This window comes from Mesohalobacter halotolerans (genome assembly GCF_006120725.1).
Classification (GTDB): Bacteria; Bacteroidota; Bacteroidia; order Flavobacteriales; family Flavobacteriaceae; genus Psychroflexus; species Psychroflexus halotolerans.
In genome coordinates this window covers 764,658-788,516 of sequence record NZ_SWMU01000001.1, presented here as the reverse complement: position 1 = coordinate 788,516, position 23,859 = coordinate 764,658, and the positions used below count along the sequence as shown (strand labels likewise).

General features: G+C 34.4%; 27 protein-coding genes. 20 read left to right on the top strand and 7 right to left on the bottom strand.

Annotated elements, in window-relative coordinates; genetic code table 11:
* Positions 1-120 precede the first annotated feature (120 nt).
* Positions 121-579, top strand: a complete 459-nt coding sequence (locus FCN74_RS12165; RefSeq protein ID WP_246062546.1) for a glycosyltransferase — start codon at positions 121-123, stop codon at positions 577-579.
* On the opposite strand, the gene FCN74_RS03685 is transcribed toward FCN74_RS12165, so the two are convergent.
* Both FCN74_RS03685 and FCN74_RS03680 read right to left on the bottom strand, forming a co-directional pair.
* Positions 511-1,596 carry a sensor histidine kinase gene (locus FCN74_RS03685; protein WP_138931229.1) on the bottom strand — a complete coding sequence of 362 codons (1,086 nt, stop codon included), beginning with the start codon at positions 1,594-1,596 and terminating at the stop codon, positions 511-513. The two genes, FCN74_RS12165 and FCN74_RS03685, sit on opposite strands and share 69 nt — an antisense overlap.
* A gap of 2 nt (positions 1,597-1,598) precedes the next feature.
* Positions 1,599-2,282, bottom strand: coding sequence for a response regulator transcription factor (locus FCN74_RS03680; protein WP_138931228.1), 684 nt, complete (start codon positions 2,280-2,282; stop codon positions 1,599-1,601).
* 326 nt (positions 2,283-2,608) lie between these two features.
* On the opposite strand from FCN74_RS03680, the gene FCN74_RS03675 reads away from it, so the two are divergent.
* The 14 genes from FCN74_RS03675 (at position 2,609) to FCN74_RS03610 (ending at position 16,134) form a co-directional block, all read left to right on the top strand.
* On the top strand, positions 2,609-5,350 hold the full coding sequence (locus FCN74_RS03675) for a TonB-dependent receptor (protein ID WP_246062545.1): 2,742 nt from the start codon (positions 2,609-2,611) through the stop codon (positions 5,348-5,350).
* Between the two features lie 33 nt (positions 5,351-5,383).
* Positions 5,384-7,318: a hypothetical protein gene (locus tag FCN74_RS03670; protein WP_138931226.1), complete on the top strand. Its 1,935-nt coding sequence runs from the start codon at positions 5,384-5,386 to the stop codon at positions 7,316-7,318.
* 131 nt (positions 7,319-7,449) lie between these two features.
* Positions 7,450-7,779, top strand: a complete 330-nt coding sequence (locus FCN74_RS03665) for a HesB/IscA family protein (RefSeq protein WP_138931225.1) — start codon at positions 7,450-7,452, stop codon at positions 7,777-7,779.
* A 110-nt stretch (positions 7,780-7,889) separates the two neighbouring features.
* On the top strand, positions 7,890-9,335 hold the full coding sequence (gene sufB / locus FCN74_RS03660; protein WP_138931224.1) for a Fe-S cluster assembly protein SufB: 1,446 nt from the start codon (positions 7,890-7,892) through the stop codon (positions 9,333-9,335).
* Positions 9,336-9,351: 16 nt separating this feature from the next.
* Positions 9,352-9,771 (top strand): hypothetical protein, encoded by a 420-nt coding sequence (locus tag FCN74_RS03655; protein WP_138931223.1) that lies wholly within the window; start codon positions 9,352-9,354, stop codon positions 9,769-9,771.
* A gap of 2 nt (positions 9,772-9,773) precedes the next feature.
* Positions 9,774-10,526 (top strand): Fe-S cluster assembly ATPase SufC, encoded by a 753-nt coding sequence (sufC, locus tag FCN74_RS03650; RefSeq protein WP_138931222.1) that lies wholly within the window; start codon positions 9,774-9,776, stop codon positions 10,524-10,526.
* A gap of 32 nt (positions 10,527-10,558) precedes the next feature.
* Positions 10,559-10,732, top strand: coding sequence for a four helix bundle protein (locus tag FCN74_RS12325; RefSeq protein ID WP_317128758.1), 174 nt, complete (start codon positions 10,559-10,561; stop codon positions 10,730-10,732).
* A gap of 157 nt (positions 10,733-10,889) precedes the next feature.
* Positions 10,890-12,203, top strand: a complete 1,314-nt coding sequence (gene sufD / locus FCN74_RS03640; RefSeq protein ID WP_138931221.1) for a Fe-S cluster assembly protein SufD — start codon at positions 10,890-10,892, stop codon at positions 12,201-12,203.
* Between the two features lie 12 nt (positions 12,204-12,215).
* Positions 12,216-13,448: an aminotransferase class V-fold PLP-dependent enzyme gene (locus FCN74_RS03635; RefSeq protein ID WP_138931220.1), complete on the top strand. Its 1,233-nt coding sequence runs from the start codon at positions 12,216-12,218 to the stop codon at positions 13,446-13,448.
* Positions 13,445-13,858 (top strand): META domain-containing protein, encoded by a 414-nt coding sequence (locus FCN74_RS03630; RefSeq protein WP_138931219.1) that lies wholly within the window; start codon positions 13,445-13,447, stop codon positions 13,856-13,858. The genes FCN74_RS03635 and FCN74_RS03630 overlap by 4 nt, the downstream gene beginning before the upstream one ends.
* Positions 13,851-14,282, top strand: coding sequence for a SufE family protein (locus tag FCN74_RS03625; protein WP_138931218.1), 432 nt, complete (start codon positions 13,851-13,853; stop codon positions 14,280-14,282). The genes FCN74_RS03630 and FCN74_RS03625 overlap by 8 nt, the downstream gene beginning before the upstream one ends.
* Positions 14,283-14,288: 6 nt before the next feature.
* The gene (locus tag FCN74_RS03620) at positions 14,289-14,615 is read left to right on the top strand and encodes a DUF59 domain-containing protein (RefSeq protein ID WP_138931217.1); all 327 of its coding nucleotides are present in this window, start codon (positions 14,289-14,291) and stop codon (positions 14,613-14,615) included.
* A gap of 9 nt (positions 14,616-14,624) precedes the next feature.
* On the top strand, positions 14,625-15,134 hold the full coding sequence (locus FCN74_RS03615; protein ID WP_138931216.1) for a DUF2480 family protein: 510 nt from the start codon (positions 14,625-14,627) through the stop codon (positions 15,132-15,134).
* Between the two features lie 64 nt (positions 15,135-15,198).
* Positions 15,199-16,134: a DUF3078 domain-containing protein gene (locus FCN74_RS03610; protein WP_138931215.1), complete on the top strand. Its 936-nt coding sequence runs from the start codon at positions 15,199-15,201 to the stop codon at positions 16,132-16,134.
* Here FCN74_RS03610 and FCN74_RS03605 read toward each other — a convergent pair.
* Positions 16,131-16,622 (bottom strand): GAF domain-containing protein, encoded by a 492-nt coding sequence (locus FCN74_RS03605; RefSeq protein WP_138931214.1) that lies wholly within the window; start codon positions 16,620-16,622, stop codon positions 16,131-16,133. The two genes, FCN74_RS03610 and FCN74_RS03605, sit on opposite strands and share 4 nt — an antisense overlap.
* Positions 16,623-16,707: 85 nt before the next feature.
* On the opposite strand from FCN74_RS03605, the gene xrtF reads away from it, so the two are divergent.
* From xrtF to lysS, 5 genes are all read left to right on the top strand, one after another.
* The gene (gene xrtF / locus FCN74_RS03600; RefSeq protein WP_138931213.1) at positions 16,708-17,259 is read left to right on the top strand and encodes an exosortase family protein XrtF; all 552 of its coding nucleotides are present in this window, start codon (positions 16,708-16,710) and stop codon (positions 17,257-17,259) included.
* Complete coding sequence (locus tag FCN74_RS03595; protein ID WP_138931212.1) at positions 17,256-17,687, top strand: exosortase F system-associated membrane protein; 432 nt, start codon at positions 17,256-17,258, stop codon at positions 17,685-17,687. Before xrtF ends, FCN74_RS03595 begins: the two co-directional genes overlap by 4 nt.
* Before the next feature lie 59 nt (positions 17,688-17,746).
* Positions 17,747-19,540 carry an SLC13 family permease gene (locus tag FCN74_RS03590; RefSeq protein WP_138931211.1) on the top strand — a complete coding sequence of 598 codons (1,794 nt, stop codon included), beginning with the start codon at positions 17,747-17,749 and terminating at the stop codon, positions 19,538-19,540.
* Positions 19,541-19,627: 87 nt separating this feature from the next.
* Entirely contained in the window at positions 19,628-20,401 is a 774-nt protein-coding gene (locus FCN74_RS03585; protein WP_138931210.1) for a DUF3108 domain-containing protein, read from the top strand.
* A gap of 65 nt (positions 20,402-20,466) precedes the next feature.
* The gene (gene lysS, locus FCN74_RS03580; protein ID WP_138931209.1) at positions 20,467-22,158 is read left to right on the top strand and encodes a lysine--tRNA ligase; all 1,692 of its coding nucleotides are present in this window, start codon (positions 20,467-20,469) and stop codon (positions 22,156-22,158) included.
* Positions 22,159-22,192: 34 nt separating this feature from the next.
* Here lysS and FCN74_RS12160 read toward each other — a convergent pair whose 3' ends face one another.
* The 4 genes from FCN74_RS12160 to FCN74_RS03570 form a co-directional block, all read right to left on the bottom strand.
* Positions 22,193-22,654: a DUF4143 domain-containing protein gene (locus tag FCN74_RS12160; protein WP_246062544.1), complete on the bottom strand. Its 462-nt coding sequence runs from the start codon at positions 22,652-22,654 to the stop codon at positions 22,193-22,195.
* Complete coding sequence (locus FCN74_RS12270) at positions 22,645-23,043, bottom strand: AAA family ATPase (RefSeq protein WP_262710016.1); 399 nt, start codon at positions 23,041-23,043, stop codon at positions 22,645-22,647. Before FCN74_RS12270 ends, FCN74_RS12160 begins: the two co-directional genes overlap by 10 nt.
* 44 nt (positions 23,044-23,087) lie before the next feature.
* A complete protein-coding gene (locus tag FCN74_RS12265; RefSeq protein ID WP_262710015.1) occupies positions 23,088-23,354 on the bottom strand; it encodes an AAA family ATPase in 267 nt (88 codons plus the stop codon).
* A 106-nt stretch (positions 23,355-23,460) separates the two neighbouring features.
* The gene (locus FCN74_RS03570; protein ID WP_138931208.1) at positions 23,461-23,856 is read right to left on the bottom strand and encodes an HIT family protein; all 396 of its coding nucleotides are present in this window, start codon (positions 23,854-23,856) and stop codon (positions 23,461-23,463) included.
* Positions 23,857-23,859: the final 3 nt, after the last annotated feature.

Below are 23,859 nucleotides of genomic sequence, written 5' to 3'. Positions count from 1 at the left end.
CCAAACTTAAGTGGGAAGTTAAGCCATCTTAAACAAACATCCCTCAATCTTAAATATATTGGCGTCCTCAGTCGTTTTGAATGGACAAAACAACCACTTCAATATGACATCCTAATTTTGTTGTCTGGACCAGAGCCACAAAGAAGCCTATTGGAGACAAAATTGCTTAAAGAATTTAAAAATTATGAAGCTAAGGTTGTATTGGTTCGTGGTATAGTTGAAAAAGAAGAAGTGGTCTATTATGATCACGCTATCAAAATTATTAATTTTTTAAAAGCAAAGCCGCTTGAAAAACTCATTTTACAAAGCGATATCGTCATTGCTAGATCTGGTTATACAACGCTTATGGACTTAGCTAAACTCAACAAAAAGGCCTTTTTTATACCAACGCCGGGGCAATTCGAACAACAATATTTAGCAAAACGATTAATGGCACATCACATAGCACCGTATTGCCAACAGCGACACTTTAAGGTAGAGCAATTAAAAAAAATTGATTTTTGTAGTGGCTTAAACCACTTGGTCTTCGATGGAGGTCTCTGCTTCACGAGTGTCTTTAGCCTTTTTGATGGTAAATGAAAATTCGCTTCCTACACCAAAGTCACTTTCGACATATATTTTTTCATCGTGAGCTTCTATAATATGCTTTACAATTGATAAGCCAAGTCCTGAGCCGCCTTCTTGTCTAGAGCCACTTTTATCAACACGGTAAAAGCGCTCAAATAATCTTGGGATATGTTCCTCATCTATTCCTTCGCCGTTATCAGTAATTCTAATTAAGACTTTACCTGAGTCTAAATCTTCAATGCTAAGTTCAGTGGTTCCACTCTTTTTACCGTATTTGATAGAGTTCACAATAAGATTAGTCAAGACCTGTTGTATACGTTCTTTATCAGCATTAACAAAAATTGATGAGTAATTTTTATCAAAATTTAAAGAGATTTCTTTTTTTTCGGCTTTCATTTCTAAAAGCTCAAATACATTTTTAATTACTTCTATTATATCAAAATCTTCTTTGTAAAGATGTAAATCGCCGGCTTCGAGTTTTGTGATCATATCTAGGTCGTTCACAATATACAGCAAACGGTCAACACCTTTACTTGCGCGTTTTAGATATTTTTTTCTCACTTTTTTATCCTTTAAAGCCCCATCTAGTAATGTCAAGATGTAGCCCTGTACGGTAAATAAAGGGGTTTTCAATTCATGAGAAACATTGCCCATAAACTCTTTACGATAATTTTCTCTAACTCTTAAGCCTTCAATTTCTATTTTTTTGTCTCGAGCAAACTTTTCGACTTCTTTGGTCAAGGTTGCCATATCTGTAGTGACACGCTCTTCTTGCAACAATGAAGAATCTAAAAGTGTTACAGAATCATATACCGCCTTGACACGTTTGTAAATAAAGTGCTCTATACGCAATTGTATGACAAGAAAAGCGAGTACATAGCATACAATAGTAAAAATTAATAAACTCTGCCAGTTGATTTCAAAAAAAATATATTCAATTAAAAGCAGGAAAGCACTGAGAAATAGGGTGATATAAAGCGATGAAAAAAACGCAAATCTGTAAGATCGTTTAAACTGTTGATCACCCATCTCTAATTGACAAATTTGTAGCCCACACCCTTTACGGTTTTAAAAGACTTATCACCGAGTTTTTCACGCAGTTTTCTGATATGGACGTCAATTGTTCTTCCTCCGACAATTACTTCATTGCCCCAAACATTGTCTAAAATATCTTCGCGTTTAAATACTTTTCCCGGCTCTGAAGTAAGTAAAGACAACAATTCGAATTCTTTACGTGGCAAAGGCATTTCTGTTTTGTCTTTAATGACTTTATACTCATCTTTATTAATGGTGATATTTCCGACTTTATAAATTTGTTTTTCTTTTTTGTTGGAGCGGAATCTCCTCAACAAAGACTTCACTTTACTCACCAATACCTTGGGCTTAATAGGTTTGGTAATGTAATCATCAGCACCAGCCTCAAAACCAGCAACCATAGAATAATCTTCGCCCCTAGCGGTTAAAAATGCGATAACAGTATCTTCTAGAGATTTGATTTTTCTAATTTGTTCACATGCTTCTATACCGTCCATTTCTGGCATCATCACATCGAGGATAATCAGTTGAGGTTTTATTTTTTTAGCTATTTTAACAGCTTTAGCACCGTTTTTTGCAGTTTCAACTTTATACCCTTCGTTAGACAAATTGTAATCCAATATTTCTAAAATATCAGGCTCGTCGTCAACAATAAGAATAGTTATGTTCTTTTTTTTCATGATTAAAAATTTACTTAACAAATTTATACATTAAATAAATATCAATGTTAAAATTACTTTACATTTCCGCTTTATTAACCTATGATTTGTAAAGCTAAAATTGCCTTAATGTAATCTTTATGTAAACAAATGTAAATAAATATTTCTCATAAAATATTGATATATAAATTTTTATGTGTTTAAGTGCTTAAATCAGTTAATGATAACTTAACACAATCAAATTTCTTAATAATATACAATTAAACATTCACAGTTATTGAATTGCTTTATTTGCACCAAAATAATTTTGAATGAAAAGATTTTCACTGTTCTGCTTAATTGGGTTAATGAGTTTACAAATATTAGCCCAAGAAACTACAGGTAATATCGTCGGTAAAATTACAGACAAAGAGTTTAATAATGAGCCATTACCTTTTGCAAATGTCATTCTGAAAGGTGAAGACAAGGGTACAACAACAGATGCTCAAGGGCTTTTTAATATTGGCAATCTTCAACCTGGCACTTACACCGTAGAGTTTTCTTATGTAGGATACGAAACCATCACTATTGAAGATGTAGAAGTTATCGCCGGTAAAGTAACTGAGGTTAATACAGCAATGGGAGCCACGGCTGCCACATTAGACGAAGTTGTAATTACAACAGTAGCACGTAGAGATTCTGAAGTAGCATTGCTGCTTGACCAAAAAGGTGCTATTAATATTAAAGAAAGCATAGGTTCCCAAGAATTAGCTAAAATGGGGGTTTCCAGTGTTGCTGTTGCAACAACAAAAATCTCAGGGGTATCTAACTCCGAGGGTTCTGGAGATGTATTCATTAGAGGTTTAGGTGATCGTTATCTTGTGACAACAATGAATGGTTTACCGGTCCCTTCTGATGATGTAGAAAGAAAAAATATAGATTTAGACTTATTCCCTACTCGAGTCGTATCTAATATTTCAATTAGTAAAGCATATACCTCAAATTTATACGGCGACCAAGCTTCTGGAAACATAGATATTGCTACCAGAGAATTAGTTGGAACTGAAGAATTATCAGTAGGTTTCAAAATTGGTGCTAATGAAAATGCTATAGATGCAAATCAATTTTTAGTTGGCCCATTTCAAGATGATATTTCGGTAGGATTTCATAATTCTAATCTAACTACTACAGAAGCGATGCTCGGTCAGACTTGGAATACTCAAGTTCAAGACAATCCCGTAAACTACAGTTTTAATGTTGCAGGTGGTGAAAAATTTGGAGATAATTTTAGGACTTTTGCAACTTTATCTCAAAAGACAAGTTTTGAGTTTAGAGAAGAATTTTTTCAGGAGTTTGATGGCAATAATGTTAGAGATAATTTTACAGATATCAATCGCTTTAAAAAGACGACCTCTACTTCTGCACTTTTAGATTTAAGATACGATTACAATGACAATGATGATATTAAGTTTGTCAGTTTATTTTTAAATAAAACTGAAGGTATAGTTTTTGAAGCTGGTAGAAATGGAGAAGGCTTTGTGTTTGATGAAGTGCAAACTGAACCGCCCCTTGACCAATTCATAAGAGATCAAAATGTAAGAGAAACTCAAGTTTTGGTCAATCAATTTATAGGTGAAAATAATTTTGGTCAACACAAAGTTGATTGGGCTGTTGGCCTCAATATTGTCAATGCAGATGAGCCCAACCGTATTAGAAACGAAATCAACTTTAATGAAGATAGAATTGAACTGGGAAGAACAGGAGATTTTCAACAAAGAAAGAGTAATCAAGAAATTGATGACTTTGAAGTCAATGCGCGAATTAATGACTCCTTTAAAGTAACTAATATCGAGGAAGAAGACAATGAAAATGGTCTAAAACTAGATGTTGGGGGTGATTTTAGAAATAAAACTAGAGACTTTTTATCACAATTTGTTGGTTTATTCGAAACCAGTCCACAACCTTCAGTATTCCCAAACTCTTTAGACAATTTAACTGAAGTATTTACACAAGAAAATATTGATAATGGCTTATTGGCAATAGACGATAGAAAACCAGATGTTTATGATGCCACATTGAATATTTACGCCGGTTATCTTGTTAGTAATTATAAATTAGATAAATGGAATTTTAATCTGGGATTACGTTACGAAGTAGATGAGATTGAAACCACTTGGGACGTATTAAATTCACCTAATGGCTCGACTACGAAAGATTATGACAACTTTTTACCGTCGATTAATATCAAATATGAGCTTAATGAAGAACACAACTTCAGATTATCTGCTAGTAAAACCATAACACTTCCAGAATTTAAAGAAATTGCGCCATTTCAATATGTAGACCCAAGAGGGCAAGTTTCTCAAGGTAATCCTGATGTTGAAGCTAGTGAAAACTACAACTTAGATCTTAAGTGGGAATTCTTTCCAAGTCGATCTCAATTAATATCTTTAACAGGTTTCTACAAACAAATTAATGATCCTATCAACAGGGTATTATTGAGAAGTTCAGCAGGTATTTTCTCGTATTTCAACTCTGGTGAACAAGCCGAAATTTTAGGTATAGAATTAGATTCAAAAATTGATATTATTTCAAAAGAAGCAGATCTTGGCTATTCTTTAAGGTCAAATGTCAATGTAACGAGAATGTGGCATGAGCAAGACCTCAAAACCTTAGCCAATGGAAACACCTTTGCTTACAACGGTAAAACCGAAACAGGTCTTCAAGGTGCATCAGACTGGATTTTTAATGGTAACCTTACTTTTGAAACTACAAATGACAATCCTTGGGTTGCTAATGTATCTGCAAATTTTGCTTCTGAGAATATTTTCTCTTTAGGTAATCCTGAAACACAAACCAATCCAGATATTCAATTTAATGAAGAAATCATAGAAAAAGGTTTTGTAATCCTTAATGCTATTGTGAGAAAAGATATCAATGAAAATTTGACTTTACAGCTATCGGGTAAAAACTTATTAAATCCAGAAATAGAAAGAACCCAAATCGTACAACCTATAAACAATAATCCAGAACAGATAGAAACTGAGGAAACTGTGAGATCTTATAAAAATGGTGCTCAGGTATCATTTGGTGTGACTTATAACTTTTAATAATCAATAAATAACAACTAAATTAATTTAATCATGAAAACAACAATTAAATCTTTTGCTTATTTGCTTACGATTTTAGCATTTACGTTTACAGTGATAAGCTGTAGCGATGATGATGACAACGGAACAACACCTCCTCCTGGTGGTGATGACACTGAGTTAGGTGGTGATGTTTTAACCGAAGATCTAACTCTTGACCCTACAGAAAATTATACCTTAAATGGTATCTTATCTGTTGAAGCTGGAGCGACATTAACTATTCCTGCTGGAACAACAATTACTACTGGCACTGGAACTGACGTATATATCGTTGTTCAAAAAGATGCTGATATTGTAATCAATGGTGAAGCTGGTAATCCCGTTGTTATGGAACCAGGTTCAACTGGCGTTTGGGGCGGTCTTGTTATCGCTGGTAACGGTGTTACTACAAATGGCGTAGATGCAGTTGCCGAAGTTGGTGGTATCCTTTACGGTGGTAATGACAACCAAGATGATTCAGGTTCAATCAATTACTTAATTTTAAAACAAACAGGTGCGCAAATCAATCCAGAATCTCAATACAATGGTTTAACCCTTTACGCAGTTGGTGAAGAAACATCTTTAAGTAATATTGCTGTGTTAAACGGTCAAGATGATGGTGTAGAGTTTTTTGGTGGCAAGGCAAACCTTACCAATTTTTATGCAGAAAATATGGAGGATGACTCTGTAGACTGGACTGAAGGTTGGAGTGGGTCATTGACTAATACTTATGTTTTACACGCCAACACAAATTTTTCAACTGCAATAGAAGCAGATGGTGAAAATGGCAATCCAACAATCGATAACTTTAGAGCGGTTTCTTTAAGTGGTGGTACTGCTTTACAATTTAAAGCTAACTCTGGAGCGACAATGTCAAATGTATCTTTACTTGGTTACAGCATATTACTAGACAGACCAGATAATGCGCCATTATCAGGTATTCAAATCGATGGGGCTAATGCTAACCCTAATGGTTCTTACGATTCTAGTACCGTATCTCCTTCAGATTTTGATTGGGTGACTGGTCGTCAAACGGTCTCTTTTGTAACAAATCCAGAACTAGGTGGGCTTAACCTAACCGGGATTAACATCTTAGATTCTAGTGTTGACTATACTTTAAATGGTATTGTTTCTGTTGACAGTGGTTCACTTACGATTCCTGCTGGAACAACTGTTACAACCGGAACTGGAACAGACGTTTATATGGTTGTACAGAAAGGAGCTGATATATTCATCAATGGTTCTGAAAGCAATCCTGTAGTAATGGAGCCAGGCTCAACAGGTGTTTGGGGTGGATTAGTCATCGCTGGAGATGCAGAAACAACAAACGGTGTTGACGCTGTTGCAGAAGTTGGCGGTATCATTTACGGTGGTAGCAATCCAGATGATAACTCAGGTATTGTAAATTATCTTGTCTTAAAAGAAACTGGTGCACAAATCAATCCAGAATCTCAATACAACGGCTTAACACTGTATGCTGTTGGTTCAGGAACGACTCTTCAAAACGTTGCTGTTTTAGATGGTCAGGATGACGGTGTTGAATTCTTTGGTGGTTCTGCTAATCTTACAAATTTCTACGCTAGAAATATGGAAGATGATTCAGTTGACTGGACAGAAGGCTGGAATGGTAGTTTAACCAATTCTTTTGTAAAACATGAAAATGCCAATTTCTCTACTGCAATTGAAGCAGATGGTGAAAATGGTAATCCTACAATTGAAAATTTTGTAGCTGAAAATACAAGTGGTACCACGGGTACAGCTTTACAGTTTAAAGCTAATTCTGGTGCAACTATCACAGGTATTACTTTAACTGGATATGACCCATTAATCGACAGACCAGATGGTGCACCTCTTTCTGGTATTCAAATTGACGGTGCTGATGCAGATCCTAATGGAACTTATACATCAGGAACAGTTACAGAAGCTGACTTTAGCTGGGCGACTAACTAAATCGGTACAATACTTTGTTCTCAAAAAGCTGCGATTAATCGCAGCTTTTTTTGCTTTTAGGAAAATGTTAATACAAAACTGTTTTCGTATATAAAATCTTATATTTGTAATCAGTTTAAATAAAATTAAATATGATAAAAGTAAGCGAACATGCCAAGCAAAAGCTTATTGCACTCATGAGCGAGGAAGGCTTTGACGCGCATAAGCACTATGTGCGGGTTGGCGTAAAAAGTGGCGGTTGTTCTGGTTTATCATACGATTTAAAATTTGATAAAGAGCAACTAGACAACGATAAAATATTTGAAGACAACGAGATTAAAATTGCTGTTAATAAAAGCAGTTTTCTATACCTTGCCGGTACGACTTTAGAATTTTCTGGTGGTCTCAACGGCAAAGGTTTCGTTTTCCATAACCCTAATGCGCAAAGAACTTGTGGTTGTGGGGAAAGTTTTAGTTTATAGTGGGTAGTTTGTAGTGGGTGGTTGGTACAATACAATCAAAACTCACTATAATTTAAAGTCTTAAAGACTTAATACTCATTTCTTAATACTCATTACTTAATACTAATAAAATGGCTTATACTGAACAAGAACTTGAAAAAGATCTGAAAAATAAAGAATACGAATATGGGTTTTATACCGATATCAAATCCGATACCTTACCACCAGGTCTGAATGAGGATATCATAATAGCAATATCTAAAAAGAAAAATGAACCCGACTGGATGACCGCATGGCGACTCGAGGCCTTCAAACATTGGAAAACTATGGCTGAGCCTAATTGGGCAAATATTGGATATGAAAAACCCGATTATCAAAGTATTTCTTATTATTCTGCACCGAGTAACAAACCAAAATATGACAGCTTAGACGAAGTTGATCCAGAGCTTTTAGATACGTTCAACAAACTTGGAATTTCCCTTGATGAACAAAAGAAACTCGCCGGTGTAGCTGTTGATGTTGTCATGGACTCTGTTTCTGTGGCGACAACATTCAAAGAAACCTTAGCTGAAAAAGGTATCATATTTTGCTCTATATCAGAAGCTATTCAGGAACATCCCGAATTAGTCAAAAAATATATTGGAAGTGTTGTTCCTCCAAAAGATAATTTCTTTGCGGCCTTAAATTCGGCTGTGTTTACGGATGGATCTTTCTGTTACATTCCAAAAGGTGTACGTTGCCCAATGGAACTCTCAACTTATTTCAGAATTAATCAAGCAGGTACAGGTCAATTTGAAAGAACTTTGGTCATTGCAGAAGAATCTAGCTATGTGAGTTATCTTGAAGGTTGCACCGCACCGATGCGTGACGAAAATCAATTGCACGCAGCAGTAGTTGAGTTGGTTGCTTTAGATAATGCAGAAATTAAATACTCCACAGTTCAAAACTGGTTCCCAGGCGATAAAGAAGGTAAAGGTGGCGTTTTTAATTTTGTAACCAAACGTGGTCTTTGTGAGAAAAATGCTAAAATCAGCTGGACGCAAGTCGAAACCGGTTCAGCTGTGACTTGGAAATACCCGAGTTGTATTTTAAAAGGTGATAATTCTATTGGTGAATTTTATTCAATTGCTTTAACCAACAATTTTCAACAAGCCGATACAGGCACCAAAATGATTCATCTCGGTAACAACACCAAATCGACTATCATATCAAAAGGGATTTCTGCAGGTCGATCGCAAAACTCTTATCGCGGACTGGTTAAAGTTAGCCCACGGGCAAAAAATGCAAGAAACTTCTCTCAATGTGATTCCTTGTTGATGGGAAACAAGTGTGGTGCTCATACCTTCCCTTACATCGAAGCTTCCAATAAAAATGCTCAAATTGAGCATGAGGCGACAACAAGCAAAATTGGTGAAGATCAAATTTTCTACTGTAACCAACGTGGTATTGATACCGAAAAAGCCATTGCTTTGATTGTAAACGGTTTCAGTAAAGAAGTATTAAATAAATTGCCGATGGAATTTGCTGTCGAAGCACAGAAATTACTTGAAATTTCCCTCGAGGGTTCAGTAGGTTAAACTTAACTTTTACAAAATGAAAAAAATAAAATTGTCATTGCTTTTAAGCTGTTTAGTTTGTGGCTTAATTCTAAGTTGTAAGTCTGATCCAAAAGACAAATCATCTGAAAGTGATTCCAATGAAATTGTTGAAAGCCGGTTTAAAACCTATCATGGTGAATTTATAGATGTCGACACGGCAGCCGTGTTAAATGGGAATAATTTTATATACGGTGTCAAAATGGACGAGCAAGCCAAAAGCTTAATCAAAGACGTTGACGCGATAAAAAATGATGATTACGATGTGATTAAAGTGATTGTAAAAGGTGAACTTCAACCTAATACAGAAGAAGGTTGGGATCAAATCTTGACCATCAAAAGCATTGACAGCATATATAAACCAAAAGTTAAAGAAGAAACAAAAGTCATAAAATACAGTTCTAAACAAAACGAATAACCATGCTAAAAATACATAATTTACACGCCGAAGTAGAAGGAGAAAAAATTCTCAAAGGTGTTAATTTAGAGATTAATCCCGGAGAAGTCCATGCCATTATGGGACCAAACGGTTCAGGAAAGAGTACATTAGCTTCAGTAGTTGCCGGAAACGAAGAATACGAAGTTACAGAAGGTGAAATCTTATTCGATAAATCTAATATTTCTGAGCTATCAGCCGATGAACGCGCTCACAAAGGTATATTTTTATCGTTTCAATATCCTGTTGAAATCCCTGGGGTTTCGGTAACCAATTTTATCAAAACTGCAATTAATCAAATTAGGAAAGCGCAAGGCTTAAAAGATATGCCAGCCAATGAGATGCTGAAAAAAATCAGAGAAAAGTCAGCTATGCTTGGGATGGACAGAAAATTTTTGTCACGTTCACTCAACGAAAGTTTTTCTGGTGGTGAAAAAAAGCGAAATGAAATTTTCCAGATGGCAATGTTAGAACCCCAATTAGCTATACTCGACGAAACCGATTCCGGACTGGATATTGATGCCCTAAAAATCGTAGCAGATGGGGTTAACAAATTGAGAACCAAAGACAATGCGACTTTAGTCATTACACACTATCAACGCCTCTTAGACTACATTGTTCCTGATGTTGTTCACGTTTTAGTCGATGGTAAAATCATAAAGTCCGGCGATAAAGAATTGGCTAAAAAACTTGAAAAACGTGGCTATGATTGGCTTAAAGAAGAACAATTGGTTTAAATTTTCTGGTTTCTAGTTTAAAATTGAAATATATGGATACTATCAATCGTTTTGAAGAATTAGAGATTGGGAAAGAACCACGTAGATCATTTCAAATAATTAATCAAATAAGCTTGGAAACTAATTTGAAATCAGATTTTAACCTAAGAGATCAAATTACAGCATCATCAGGTTCTGTAATGGATAATATAGCAAAAGGATTATGAAAACCTAAGCGGAAAAATAGCAAATCTTAAATCCTATTTAAAGAAAAACGACCATAAAGGGATTAAATTTAAACATTATAGCAATAAGAAACCTGAGACCAAAAACCTGAAACCAAAGACTTGAAACTTTGAACTTGAAACTTTGAAACATTAAAAAATGAAACTTAAAGAAAAATTACTCTCTTCATATTTAGCGTTTGAAGAAAATATCGATTTAGAAAACGATATTCACAATATTAGAAATGAAGCGATTAAGTATTTTGAGCATTCGGGTTTCCCCCACAGGAAACAAGAAGCCTGGAAATACACTTCTCTTAATTCAATATTAAAAGAAGACTATAGCATTTTCCCAAAAAAGGAAGATACTATAGAATATCGCGATATCAAAAAATATTGTATTCACGATATTGATACCTATCAAATTGTCTTTGTCGATGGTATCTATGCCTCTCACCTCTCACAAACCACTCATGATAAATTTGATGCATGCTTGATGTCTTCTGCTCTTAATAAAGCTAAGTATAAACCGATCATAAAAAAATACTTCAATAAGGTTGCGCCACAGGAAAGTTTAACAGCACTCAACACGGCTTTTTCTTATGAAGGGGCTTACATTAAAATACCTAAAGGTGTTGCCGCTGAAAAACCGATACAAATTTTAAATTTTTCAACTGGAAATGAGCATGCTTTGATGATTCAGCCACGTAATTTAATCATCGCAGAAGATAATGCTCAAGTCCAAATTATAGAACGCCATCAAAGTTTGACCGAGAATGCCGTTTTAACCAATTCCGTTACCGAAATATTTGCTGGGAAAAACGCAAATGTAGATTATTATAAAATTCAAAATGATAAGGTGACTTCTTCGTTAATTGATAATACATATATCAGTCAAGATCGCGATTCTGAAGTGTCAATGCATACCTTTTCTTTTGGTGGGAAACTGACTAGAAATAACTTAAATTTTTATCAAAATGGCAGCAATATCAACTCTATTTTAAAAGGAGTCACTATCATTGAAGGTAAACAACATGTAGATCATAACACTTTGGTGCATCATAGAAAACCACATTGCGAAAGCCATCAAGACTACAAAGGGATTTTTGCTGAAAAATCTACGGGCGTATTTAATGGTAAAGTTTTAGTGGATAAAATTGCTCAAAAAACTGATGCATTCCAAAGTAACAACAATATTTTAATAGATGACCAAGCCACCATCAACTCAAAACCTCAACTCGAAATTTTTGCAGATGATGTGAAGTGTAGTCACGGTTGTACTATCGGGCAATTAGACGAAGAAGCCTTATTCTATATGCAATCGCGAGGTATTCCACAGAAAGAAGCTCGCGCTTTATTAATGTATGCTTTTGCAAATAATGTCCTAAACAGTGTAAAAATACCAGAAATTAATAAACGAATCACTAAGCAAATTGCCCTAAAAATTGGGGTTCAACTCGGGTTTGATTTATAAAATTAACTAATTATGAAGGTTGCAGAGCGATTTGATGTCACAAAAATAAGACAAGATTTTCCTATATTAAATAGAAAAGTTAATGGAAAACCTCTGGTGTATTTTGACAATGCGGCAACATCTCAAACACCTCAGCAAGTGATTGATTGTATTGTAGATTACTATCAAAACTACAATGCTAACATCCATCGTGGTGTACATGCTTTGTCTCAAGAAGCTACCGATGCTTATGAGAAAGCAAGGCAAATCATTCAACAACACTTCAACGCTAAAGAATCTAAAGAAATTATACTGACTGCCGGCACAACACATAGCATCAATTTAGTTGCCAATGGTTTTGAGAAATTTCTCCAAAAAGGCGATGAAATTCTTGTCTCTGGTTTGGAGCATCACTCCAACATAGTGCCATGGCAAATGTTGTGTGAAAAAACCGGGGCTCTGCTTAAAGTTTTGCCAATGTCAGAAACTGGCACCTTAAATATGAGTCAATTTGAGGTGATGCTCAATCCCAATACGAAGTTGGTCATGGTAAATCATGTGTCAAATGCATTAGGCACAATCAATCCTATTCAAGAGATTATAAAAAAAGCCCATGACTTCGGAGCTAAAGTTTTAGTTGACGGCGCTCAGTCTGCACCACATCTCAAAGCCGATGTTCAAGCTTTAGACGTTGATTTTTATACTTGCTCAGCGCATAAAATATGTGGTCCAACCGGTATTGGCATGTTGTATGGCAAACGTGAATTACTTGAAGCTCTACCACCTTATCAAGGCGGTGGAGAAATGATAGACCAAGTCAGTTTTGAAAAAACGACTTACGCTGGTTTACCTAACAAATTTGAAGCTGGAACCCCAAATATTTGCGGAGGTATTGCCTTTGGTAGAGCGATAAATTACATGAACGAAATTGGCTTTGAAAATATACAAGCCTATGAGCATGAATTACTCCTCTATGCCACAAAACGTCTAGAAGAATTTGATAACATTATCATTTACGGCACAAGCCCTGAACAAAAAACTGCGGTCATCTCTTTTAACTTTGAAGGCTTACATCCCTACGATGTTGGGACACTAGTAGACAAAATGGGTATAGCAGTAAGAACCGGTCATCATTGTGCACAACCCATCATGGAATTTTTTAAAATACCGGGAACCATAAGAGCATCATTTTCTTTTTATAATACCAAAGAAGAAATAGACCTTATGATAGACGCCTTAAAAAAAGCAAACTCCATGTTGTTATGAGATTAATCCTGTCCTTTTGTATTTTTGTATTAGTGTCTTGTAATTCAACCCAAAAAACAGCAAATATGGATGAATTTCCTACTGGGAATTACGAACTTATGGCGTTAAACACTGAAAACTATAAACCCCAAAAAACTTACAGAATTAATATAAACACCAATGAACAACGCCTAGGCGGTAAATTTGATTGTAATACTTTTACATGTGAATACGAAAAAAATGGTAAAACCCTAGATTTTAAATACCCTATTTCGACTAAAATGTATTGTGAAGGCGATATGACCAATGAAAATGCTTTTTTTGGTCAATTAGGTTTGATTACAACATTTGAATATAAAGATGAAACCTTGAAATTCTTTGGGGAAGACAATAATTTAATTTTAGAATTAAAATATTTGAGTAATGAGTAATATCCAACAAATACAAGAAGATATAGTTGACGAATTTGCACTATTTGACGATTGGATGCAACGTTATGAATACATGATAGAACTTGGTAAATCTTTACCTCTAATAGATGACAAGTATAAAACCGATGATTACATCATCAAAGGTTGCCAGTCCAAAGTATGGGTGCACGCCGATATGAAAGAGGATAAAGTCGTCTTTACTGCAGATAGTGATGCTATCATTACCAAAGGTATCATTGCTATTTTGATACGTGTGTTTTCTAATCAAAGACCTAAAGATATCATTGAAGCTAACACAGATTTTATAGATGAAATCGGCTTAAAAGAACACCTTTCTCCAACCCGTGCTAATGGTTTGGTGAGTATGATAAAACAGTTAAAAATGTATGCCCTAGGCTACGAAAACAAACAACCACAAAACTAAAATCTTATGGCTGAAGATACCGTCAATACAGAAAAATTAGGCGATGATATCGTCAGGGTTATCAAAACCATTTATGACCCGGAAATACCAGTTGATATTTACGAATTAGGTTTAATTTACGACGTATTTGCCAATGAGAATAATGATGTTAGAATCATAATGACCTTAACCTCACCCAACTGTCCTGTAGCAGAATCCCTGCCACAAGAAGTGAAAGAAAAAGTAAAATCTATAGACATGGTAAACGACGTAGAAGTAGAGCTGACTTTTGACCCACCATGGTCTCAAGATATCATGAGTGAAGAGGCAAAATTAGAACTTGGAATGTTATAATGTGTAATTATGCCTGAAGAAATCGTCAATAGAGTTGCAAAAAGCCCTATAAAGACCTTTAATCTTGAAGAGTTATACCAAGAAGGAAAGCGATATGAAATTGACTTGAGCCAATGGTTATATGAAGGTTTTATTCTAAAAGAAAAAGACTTTAGAGAGGCTTTAAAAAAATATGATTGGACACAATACCAAGATGGTTTTGTAGCACTACATTGTTCTACTGAAGCTATTATTCCTGCATGGGCCTATATGTTGGTTTCAACCTATCTCCATCCGATAACCCAAAAAGTCATAGTTGGAAGTCAAGACGATTTAAATACTATTCTATTTGCTGAAACTATCAAAAATATAGATTTGTCTGACTATGAAAATAAACCTGTTATTGTAAAAGGCTGTAGTGAAAAGCCCGTTCCAGAAACAGCATATATTCTGCTAATCAAACGTTTACAACCCATCGTAAAAAGCCTAATGTTTGGCGAAGCCTGCTCCGCAGTCCCCTTATTTAAACCTAAAAAATAGTTGTTAATCCTATTTTACATTTTATATTTGCAAAATATTATAGACTAACTATATCAATTTTATTATGAAAATTAAAATTACCCTAAGTATTTTATTATCATTGGTTTTAAATATAAGTTTTGGACAGACCAAAGAGGAATTAGAAGAACAATTAAAAGAAAAACAAGCCCAAGCAGATCAATATCAAGCCGAGGCAGATGAAATTAAAGCCCAAATTAAAGCCTTGCCCGGGTGGCGCTTTGGTGCATTTGGGACTATTGGCGGTAGTATTTCTCAATTTAATAATTGGTATGCTCAAGGCACACCAAATAATGACGCTGGAAATATTGGTATAACCTTTAATGCTTTTGCCAACAAAATTGAAGACGATTATTTTTGGAAAAACGCCTTAAATATTAACCTGAGTTGGATAAAATTTGACGATAGAGACGATCCAAGTGATGACAGTGACTTTAGAGCTGCAACAGATGTTTTTAATATATCATCACTTTACGGGTACAGACTAAGTGAAACATGGGCTGTTTCTGCCTTTACTGAATACAGAACGACAATCATTGATAATATTAACGATCCAGGTTATTTGGATATTGGTACAGGTATGACATGGACTCCTAATAGCGATTTGACAGTGGTTATCCATCCATTGAATTACAATTTTGTATTTTCTAGCGGAGAAACTGAATTTGAATCTTCTTTAGGTGCAAAAATTGTTGGAGACTACACCAAATCTTTTGGTAAACTCAATGTCAAATCAAACTTATCTTTATTTCAAAGTTATGAGGAGTCAAATTTATCCAACTGGACTTGGACAAATTCTTTAGGCTATACCATATGGAAAGGAATTGGAGTAGGTTTCGATTTTGCCCTGAGAGATAATAAGCAAGAAGCAGTTAATTTTGCTCTAGACGATTGGGATAGTACAGGAAGTGAACCTAATTTTGATAATATTGACAATGACCTTCAATCTTTCTGGACATTTGGTCTGAGTTATAAGTTTTAAACCCATAAGGTTTTAAGGTCTACTTTGTCAGTTAAAATTTTGTCTGCAACAAGTCGATTTATCTGGTTTAATAGTTTTTCATCTTCTGCCTCAAAAGCATTTCTTGTATGTGAATCTATATCGATTTGTCCAACATTATTACCATTTACAAATAATGGTACTACAATCTCAGATTTGACATTAATACTACACGCGATATAATTATCTTGAGCATTAACATCTTCCACCAGGAAAGTTTCATGACGCTCTGCCACCTGACCGCAAATGCCTTTACCAAAAGGGATAATCTTATGCTCAGTTGGTTCTCCGGCAAATGGCCCTAGATGAAGAGTTTGTTGTGATACATCTGCAAAATAATAGCCAACCCAATCGTAATTGCTTTTTTTTGAGTTTAACAAATCACAAATCATATGTAATTGTTTGACAAAATCAAGTGATCCATCTTTCAAAATAGTGTTTACCTCCTCTAGTATCTTAAAATTTTTCATCTAAATTTTTTTTCAAAAGTATTTATTATAAGCTAATTGAAGTTGATCTCTATTTATATAACTTTGTTAAAATAAATAATCTTTAATGGGCTTAAAACACATCATCAAAAAAAACAAAGCTGTAATTAAGTTTTTGTTGGTTTTTTTTGGTAGTTATTTAATTTTAGCGCTTTTATATCAAGCTTATTTAAAGTATTGTCCTTCAGAAGAATTTTATCCTGATTATATTACACATCAAGTTGCTCATCAAAGCTATAAGCTCATTGATGTTTTAGGCTACGAAACTTATATAGTTAAACACCCTGATAATCCTTCTATGCTTTTAGCAATAAAAGACCAATACGTTGCCAGGATTATTGAGGGTTGCAATAGTGTAAGTGTCATTATTTTATTCCTTTCTTTTATATTAGCTTTTAGCAAAGGTTTTAAAGAAACAATATTTTTTATTTTCATAGGCGGACTTTTGATTTATGCTTTAAACCTTGTCAGAATTGTTTTACTCACACTTGGGCTTTATTTTTATCCTCAATACGGTGATTTTATGCATGAAATTTTATTCCCACTTTTTATTTATGGTGTAGTTTTTCTGTTATGGCTTTATTGGGTAAATAAGTATAAAAAACACAAGGCAAAATGAGTCTGAAGTTGAGAATAATCATTTTTATAATTGGCCTTATAGGCTTAGTAAGTATTAGGTATTTTGAAAATGTTCTCTTCTACGATCCACTTATAAATTTTTATAACTCCAATTTTCAAAACTCTGGTTTTCCGGATTTAAATGTTTGGCTTTACAGCTTAAATCTAGGATTCAGGTTTATGCTTAACAGCATTTTATCTCTTGTATTAATTTGGGTCACATTTAAAAACAAAAGCTTTATCAAATTCAGTATTTTACTGTATTGCATTTTATTTATTGGCGGTTTAGTTTTGTTTTGGGGATTTACCATAGATATTCAACCCGAAAATTATATGATTTTATTTTACATCAGACGATTTTTAATACACCCTATTTTAGTCATTATTCTTATACCCGCTTTTTACTTTCAAAAACTCAACAAAAAGTAAACGATTAAATACCTACTAAATTAGTAGGAATTAATATATTTGCTAAGTTTTTTTGATTTATGACAACAGCAGCAATCATCACTTTGTGCATTATAGCAGCGGCAATTGTACTATTTGCTACAGAAGCCTTACCTGTAGATTTGGTGGCTATTTTGATATTAGTGAGTTTAATATTAACTGGAGTACTTACCCCTCAAGAGGGCATTAAAGGATTTAGTAATAAAGCAACAATCACAGTTGCTTTTATGTTTGTTTTGAGTGCTGCATTGCTTAAAACCGGTGCTTTGCAAGTCTTAGCACATCGTTTATCTAGCTTATTCAGGTATAAATTTAATGCGGGAATGTTACTCATGATGCTTTTAATTGCCGTGATTTCAGCATTTGTAAACAACACCCCAATTGTAGCAATGTTTATTCCTGTTGTTATTCAAATTGCTCACAACTCAGGTCAAGAACCCTCAAAAATGCTTATTCCCTTATCATTTGCTTCAATCTTTGGTGGCATGTGTACTTTGATAGGAACTTCAACCAACATTTTAGTCAGTGGTATTGCAGAAGAAAACGGCATAGAAGGCTTAAGCATGTTTAGCATGACGCCCATTGCAGGTATACTTTTGGTCGTTGGGATAGCCTATATGTCTATTTTTGGAACAAAATTGCTACCCAGTCGTTCAAAAAAAACCTTGAAAAAATCTTTTGACTTTAATCAATACATTACTGAGATTGAACTGTTACCTCAATCAAACTCCGTAGAGACTAAAATCATGGATTCTGAACTTATCAATGAATTTGAAATGGATATCATTGAAGTTAAACGAAATTGTGAGGTATTTACACTTCCACAAGGTGATTTCATCTTAAACGCACACGATATTTTAAAAGTCAAATGCCATGCAGATAAAATAAGATCTCTAAAAGGAAAAGCTAAATCTTTTGCTGTATCACCTTTAAAAATTGGTGAAGATGATTTGACTGGCAAAAATGCAGCACTTGTTGAAATGGTCATTACATCTTCTTCTGAAATTCACGGCAAAACCCTTAAAGAACTTGACTTTAGAAGAAGGTATAGAGCTATTCCACTAGCTGTAAAGCAAAGAGACGATATTACGCAGGACGATCTTTACGATATAAAACTTCATGCCGGTGATGTAATTTTGGCCGAAGTCAAATCACATTACATCAAAACTTTAAAAAAGAAAGAAGCACAACAAGATGCGCCTTTTGTGCTTTTGTCTGCAAGTCATCTGACGGACTTTAATAAACCTAAATTTATTGCAGTCATCAGTTTAATTTTTGTAATAATCACTATGGCCGCTCTTAATATCATTGATATTTTAACTGGTACTATCGCAGCTGTGACAATTCTCATGCTTACAAAAGTTATTAGGATGAGAGATGTGTATAAAGCCATCAATTGGAAGATTATATTTCTGCTAGCTGGCGCATTGAGTTTAGGTTTGGCGATAGACAAGACAGGATTAGATGTTATGATTGCACAACTATTGGTCAATCAGCTCAGTCCATTGGGTATAATCGGTATTATTTCTGGACTTTACATTACGACTTCATTACTTACAGAAGTCATGTCTAATAACGCCTCTGCAGCATTAATGGCTCCAATCGCTATAGCAACGGCTTCAACTCTGGAGGCTAACCCGATTCCTTTTTTAATTACTATCATGCTTGCGGCTTCAGCTACCTTTATGACCCCAATAGGTTACCAAACCAATACTATGGTATATACTGCAGGTCAATACCGCTTTAAAGATTTTTTTAAAGTTGGTGTTTTATTGAATCTGAGTTTTTGGGTGACTTCAAGTTTTGTAATTCCTTGGTATTTTGGGTTACTATAAATCCTATTTCTGTTAATGTAAAGATTTCACTAATTTTATCATATTACTTAACTATATTTATAATTTTACGGTGTTAAGAATGTATTTATGCCTCACAAAAAATCTTTTTTACTTGTTTTAATTTTCACTACAGCCTTTAGCGTTGCTCAAGAAAAAGCATTTCAAGATGGAGAAAGGTTAGATTATAGGGTAAAATACGGTTGGTTTAATGCAAGCAAAGCAAGCTTAGAGGTCAAACTTGACAAACTTGACGGTAAAACTGTTTACCACATTAAAGGTTTTGGGAAATCTACAGGTTTACTTGATGTATTTTTTAAGGTAAGAGACCGATACGAAAGTTTTATAGATACCAATCAGGTCAAACCTTATAAATTTATACGCGACATCATTGAAGGCGGTTATTACAAAAATAAGATGATAAGTTTTGACTATAGTCAAAAAATAGCCACTGTGCATGACTACAAATACGACACTGTTCACAAACATCAGTTTACAGACAAGACTCAAGATATGCTTTCTGCCCTTTATTACCTTAGGAATCAAGTCAACAATAAAAAATTAAAAAAAGGGGATGAATACACGCTCAACATGTTTTTTGACGAACAAAACTTTGACTTTAAAACCAGATTTCTCGGTAGAGAGACAATTGAAACTAAATTTGGAAAAGTAAAATGTTTGATCTTTAGACCTTATGTCAAATCCGGTCGTGTATTTGAAGAAGAAGAAAGTGTAACCGTTTGGATCTCTGATGACATGAATAAAATCCCAGTCAAAATTGAAGCAGAACTTGCCGTTGGATCACTCACGGCTAAGCTCAATAATTTTAAAGGTCTTAAACATCCGTTTAAAATTATGATGTAATAGCATAAACTCCATCTATTTTCTTAAAACGACTTATCTTTGCAACTTTCAAATTATAATCATCAATGGCATTATCTGAACAAGAACGTGTAAGACGAGAAAAATTAGAGCAACTTAAGTCTAAAAACATAAATCCTTATCCAGCTCCTGAAGTTGATATTGATACAAATACCAGCGAAATCAAATCAAATTTTGTAGACGGTAAACCCGTAAAAATTGCTGGACGATTAATGTCGAGACGTATTCAAGGTAAAGCTTCATTTGCCGAACTTCAAGACGCTGAAGGACGGATTCAAGTGTATTTCAACCGGGATGAAATCTGTCCCGATGAAGACAAATCTCAATACAACGATGTTTATAAAAAACTTTTAGACATAGGTGATTTTATCTATATAAAAGGTGAATTGTTTAAAACCAAAGTTGGTGAGATGACCGTTATGGTCAAAGACTTTGAACTGCTCAGCAAAGCCTTAAAGCCATTACCTCTACCGAAAAAAGACAAAGAGGGCAACCAATACGATGGCTTTACTGATGAAGAGCAGCGCTATCGTCAGCGCTATGCAGATTTAGCTGTTAACGCTCACGTCAAAGATGTGTTTATTAAACGCACAAAACTCTTTACGGCTATGCGAGAGTTTTTTAACGACAAAGGCTATTTAGAAGTCGAAACACCTATTTTACAATCTATTCCTGGTGGTGCAGCTGCAAAACCCTTTGTCACTCACCATAATGCTTTAGATATTCCTCTATATCTGAGGATTGCTAATGAATTATACCTAAAAAGGCTTATCGTTGGTGGGTTTAATGGTGTGTATGAGTTTTCTAAAAATTTCCGTAACGAGGGTATGGACCGTACTCATAATCCGGAGTTTACCGCCATGGAAATTTATGTGGCCTACAAAGACTACAATTGGATGATGCAGTTTGTTGAACAATTACTCGAACATTGTGCCAAAGCCGTAAACGGAACTACTGAGGCGCAATTCAAAGAACATCATATAGACTTTAAAGCACCTTATAAAAGAGTAACGATGACCGACGCCATCAAAGAGTACACAGGTTTTGACATTACTGGAAAATCTGAAGATGAATTACGTCAAGCTTGCCTAAATATGAATATTGATGTTGACGATACTATGGGCAAAGGCAAGTTGATAGATGAAATTTTTGGTGAAAAATGCGAGCCGCATTTTATTCAACCCACATTCATTACCGATTATCCAAAAGAAATGAGCCCATTGTGTAAAAGTCATCGTGATAACCCCGATTTGACCGAACGATTTGAACTCATGGTTTGTGGTAAAGAAATCGCCAATGCCTATTCAGAGCTCAATGATCCGATAGATCAAAGAGAACGTTTTGAAGAACAATTAAAACTCTCTAAAAAAGGCGATGAAGAAGCGACAGAATTTATTGATTACGATTTTCTGCGCGCTCTAGAATATGGTATGCCTCCAACTTCAGGTCTCGGTATTGGCATGGATAGATTAATTATGTTTTTAACCAACAATCCCTCTATCCAAGAAGTCTTGTTTTTTCCACAAATGAAGCCGGAAAAGAAAAAAGTAGAACTTTCCGCAGAGGAAAAAGTCATTATGGATGCACTTAAAAAACAAGCGGAGTATGAATTAGCGGATTTAAAATCGAAATCTGGCTTGTCTAACAAAAAATGGGATAAGGCCTTAAAAGGATTACGAGCTAAAGAATTGGCGACGGTCAACAAAACGGATACTGGGTTGTTTGTGGAGCTTTTGTAAGATTGCAATCATAATATAGTAGAGTATTTTATAACTATTCAATATTTAACCACTCACTAAAATTGTCTTTTGTAATCACTTCAAAAGTTGCTTCAGGATAAGTTTTTAACCATAATGTAGATGATTTAATTTTTGATTTTTTCCACTTAAATTCATACCCGAACAATTGTCCATCTCTTTCTTCAACCCAGTCAATCTCTTGTTGTGTGTAAGTTCTCCAAAAATAATTGTTTGATGATAATCTTGTATTCTGTTGGTATTTTAGCCTTTCAGAAATCATATAATTTTCCCACAATTGCCCAATATCATTCCTGATTTCAATGGCATTAAAATTGGCAATAACAGCATTTCTAATCCCATTATCAACAAAATACCAACGTGAGTCTTTAGTGATTTCTTTCCTCAAATTTCTGCTAAAACCTTCAACTTTTTTAAGAATAAACATCTTTTGTAGTAAATCTAAATATTTTTCTACTGTGTTTTTGCTTACACCCATTTTTTTCCTAGCTCTTGGTAAGACACTTCACCACCGATTTGAAATGCAATCAACCTGAGTAAATTAAATATCTTTTGGGAACTTTCAATATTTTCATAAGCCAAAATATCTTTAAGAAGATATGAACTTATCAACTCATTGAGATAATCTTTTTTGTCTTCTTGATTATTGATATGAATAAGTTCTGGGTAACTTCCAAAAACAAGTCTTTGCTTTACTTTTTCATCTTTTGAAAATGCATTTTCTGTTTGATTAAACTCGTTTTCAGAGAACGGAAAAAGATTGAATGTAAATTTTCTTCCTGTAAGCGGTTCGCCAGTATTTTTATTGATATCTAATGCAGATGAAGCTGTAATTATAATCTTTAAATCAGCTATTTCATCTATCATTAATTTTAATTTATGACCTATTTCGGGTATTTTTTGAGCCTCATCTATAAAAAGAAATTATAACCTCCTAAGATATTTTTATAATTTTCAATACTCCTTAATGCCAGTTTGTGATGAACAGAAATATCTTCGCTATTCAATTTTAAAACAGGTTCTTTTACTGACTTTAGCAGTTTGTTGACTAAAACTGTTTTACCAACTCTTCTAGCTCCTAAGATAAAGATAACTTTTTGAGGTTGAATCTTTTGCTGTATTAATTCGGTTATATCTCTGACTATATTCATTATAATTACGTCTTTGTATTGACGCATTTTAATAATTTTAAGTCATATAATTGGCGTATTTTTAATATTTTAAAATATATGTGAATTATAATGACGCTATTTGTATAAATACAGTCATGGGTTTGACGGTATTTTAAATGTCGTAAGCTCTAGAAACTTTTTTAGCCAAAGCTTTAAACTCTTCGTCACTCATCTTAACTTTATGTTGAAAGGTCATGTCTTTCATAGCGTTTATAGGAATGAGATGCACATGTACATGAGGCACCTCAAGCCCAACTACCGAGACACCGATACGCTTACAATCGACAACTTGTCTCAAGGCTAAAGCCACTTGTCTGGAAAACTGCATCAATTTTAAATAGCTATCTTCATCAAGATCAAATATTTTGTTCACTTCTTTTTTAGGCACGCAAAGCGTATGGCCTTTAGCATTTGGATTAATGTCTAAAAACGCAATAAATTCATCGCTTTCAGCAACTTTATAACAAGGGATTTCTCCATTGATAATTTTTGTAAAGATCGTAGACATAGT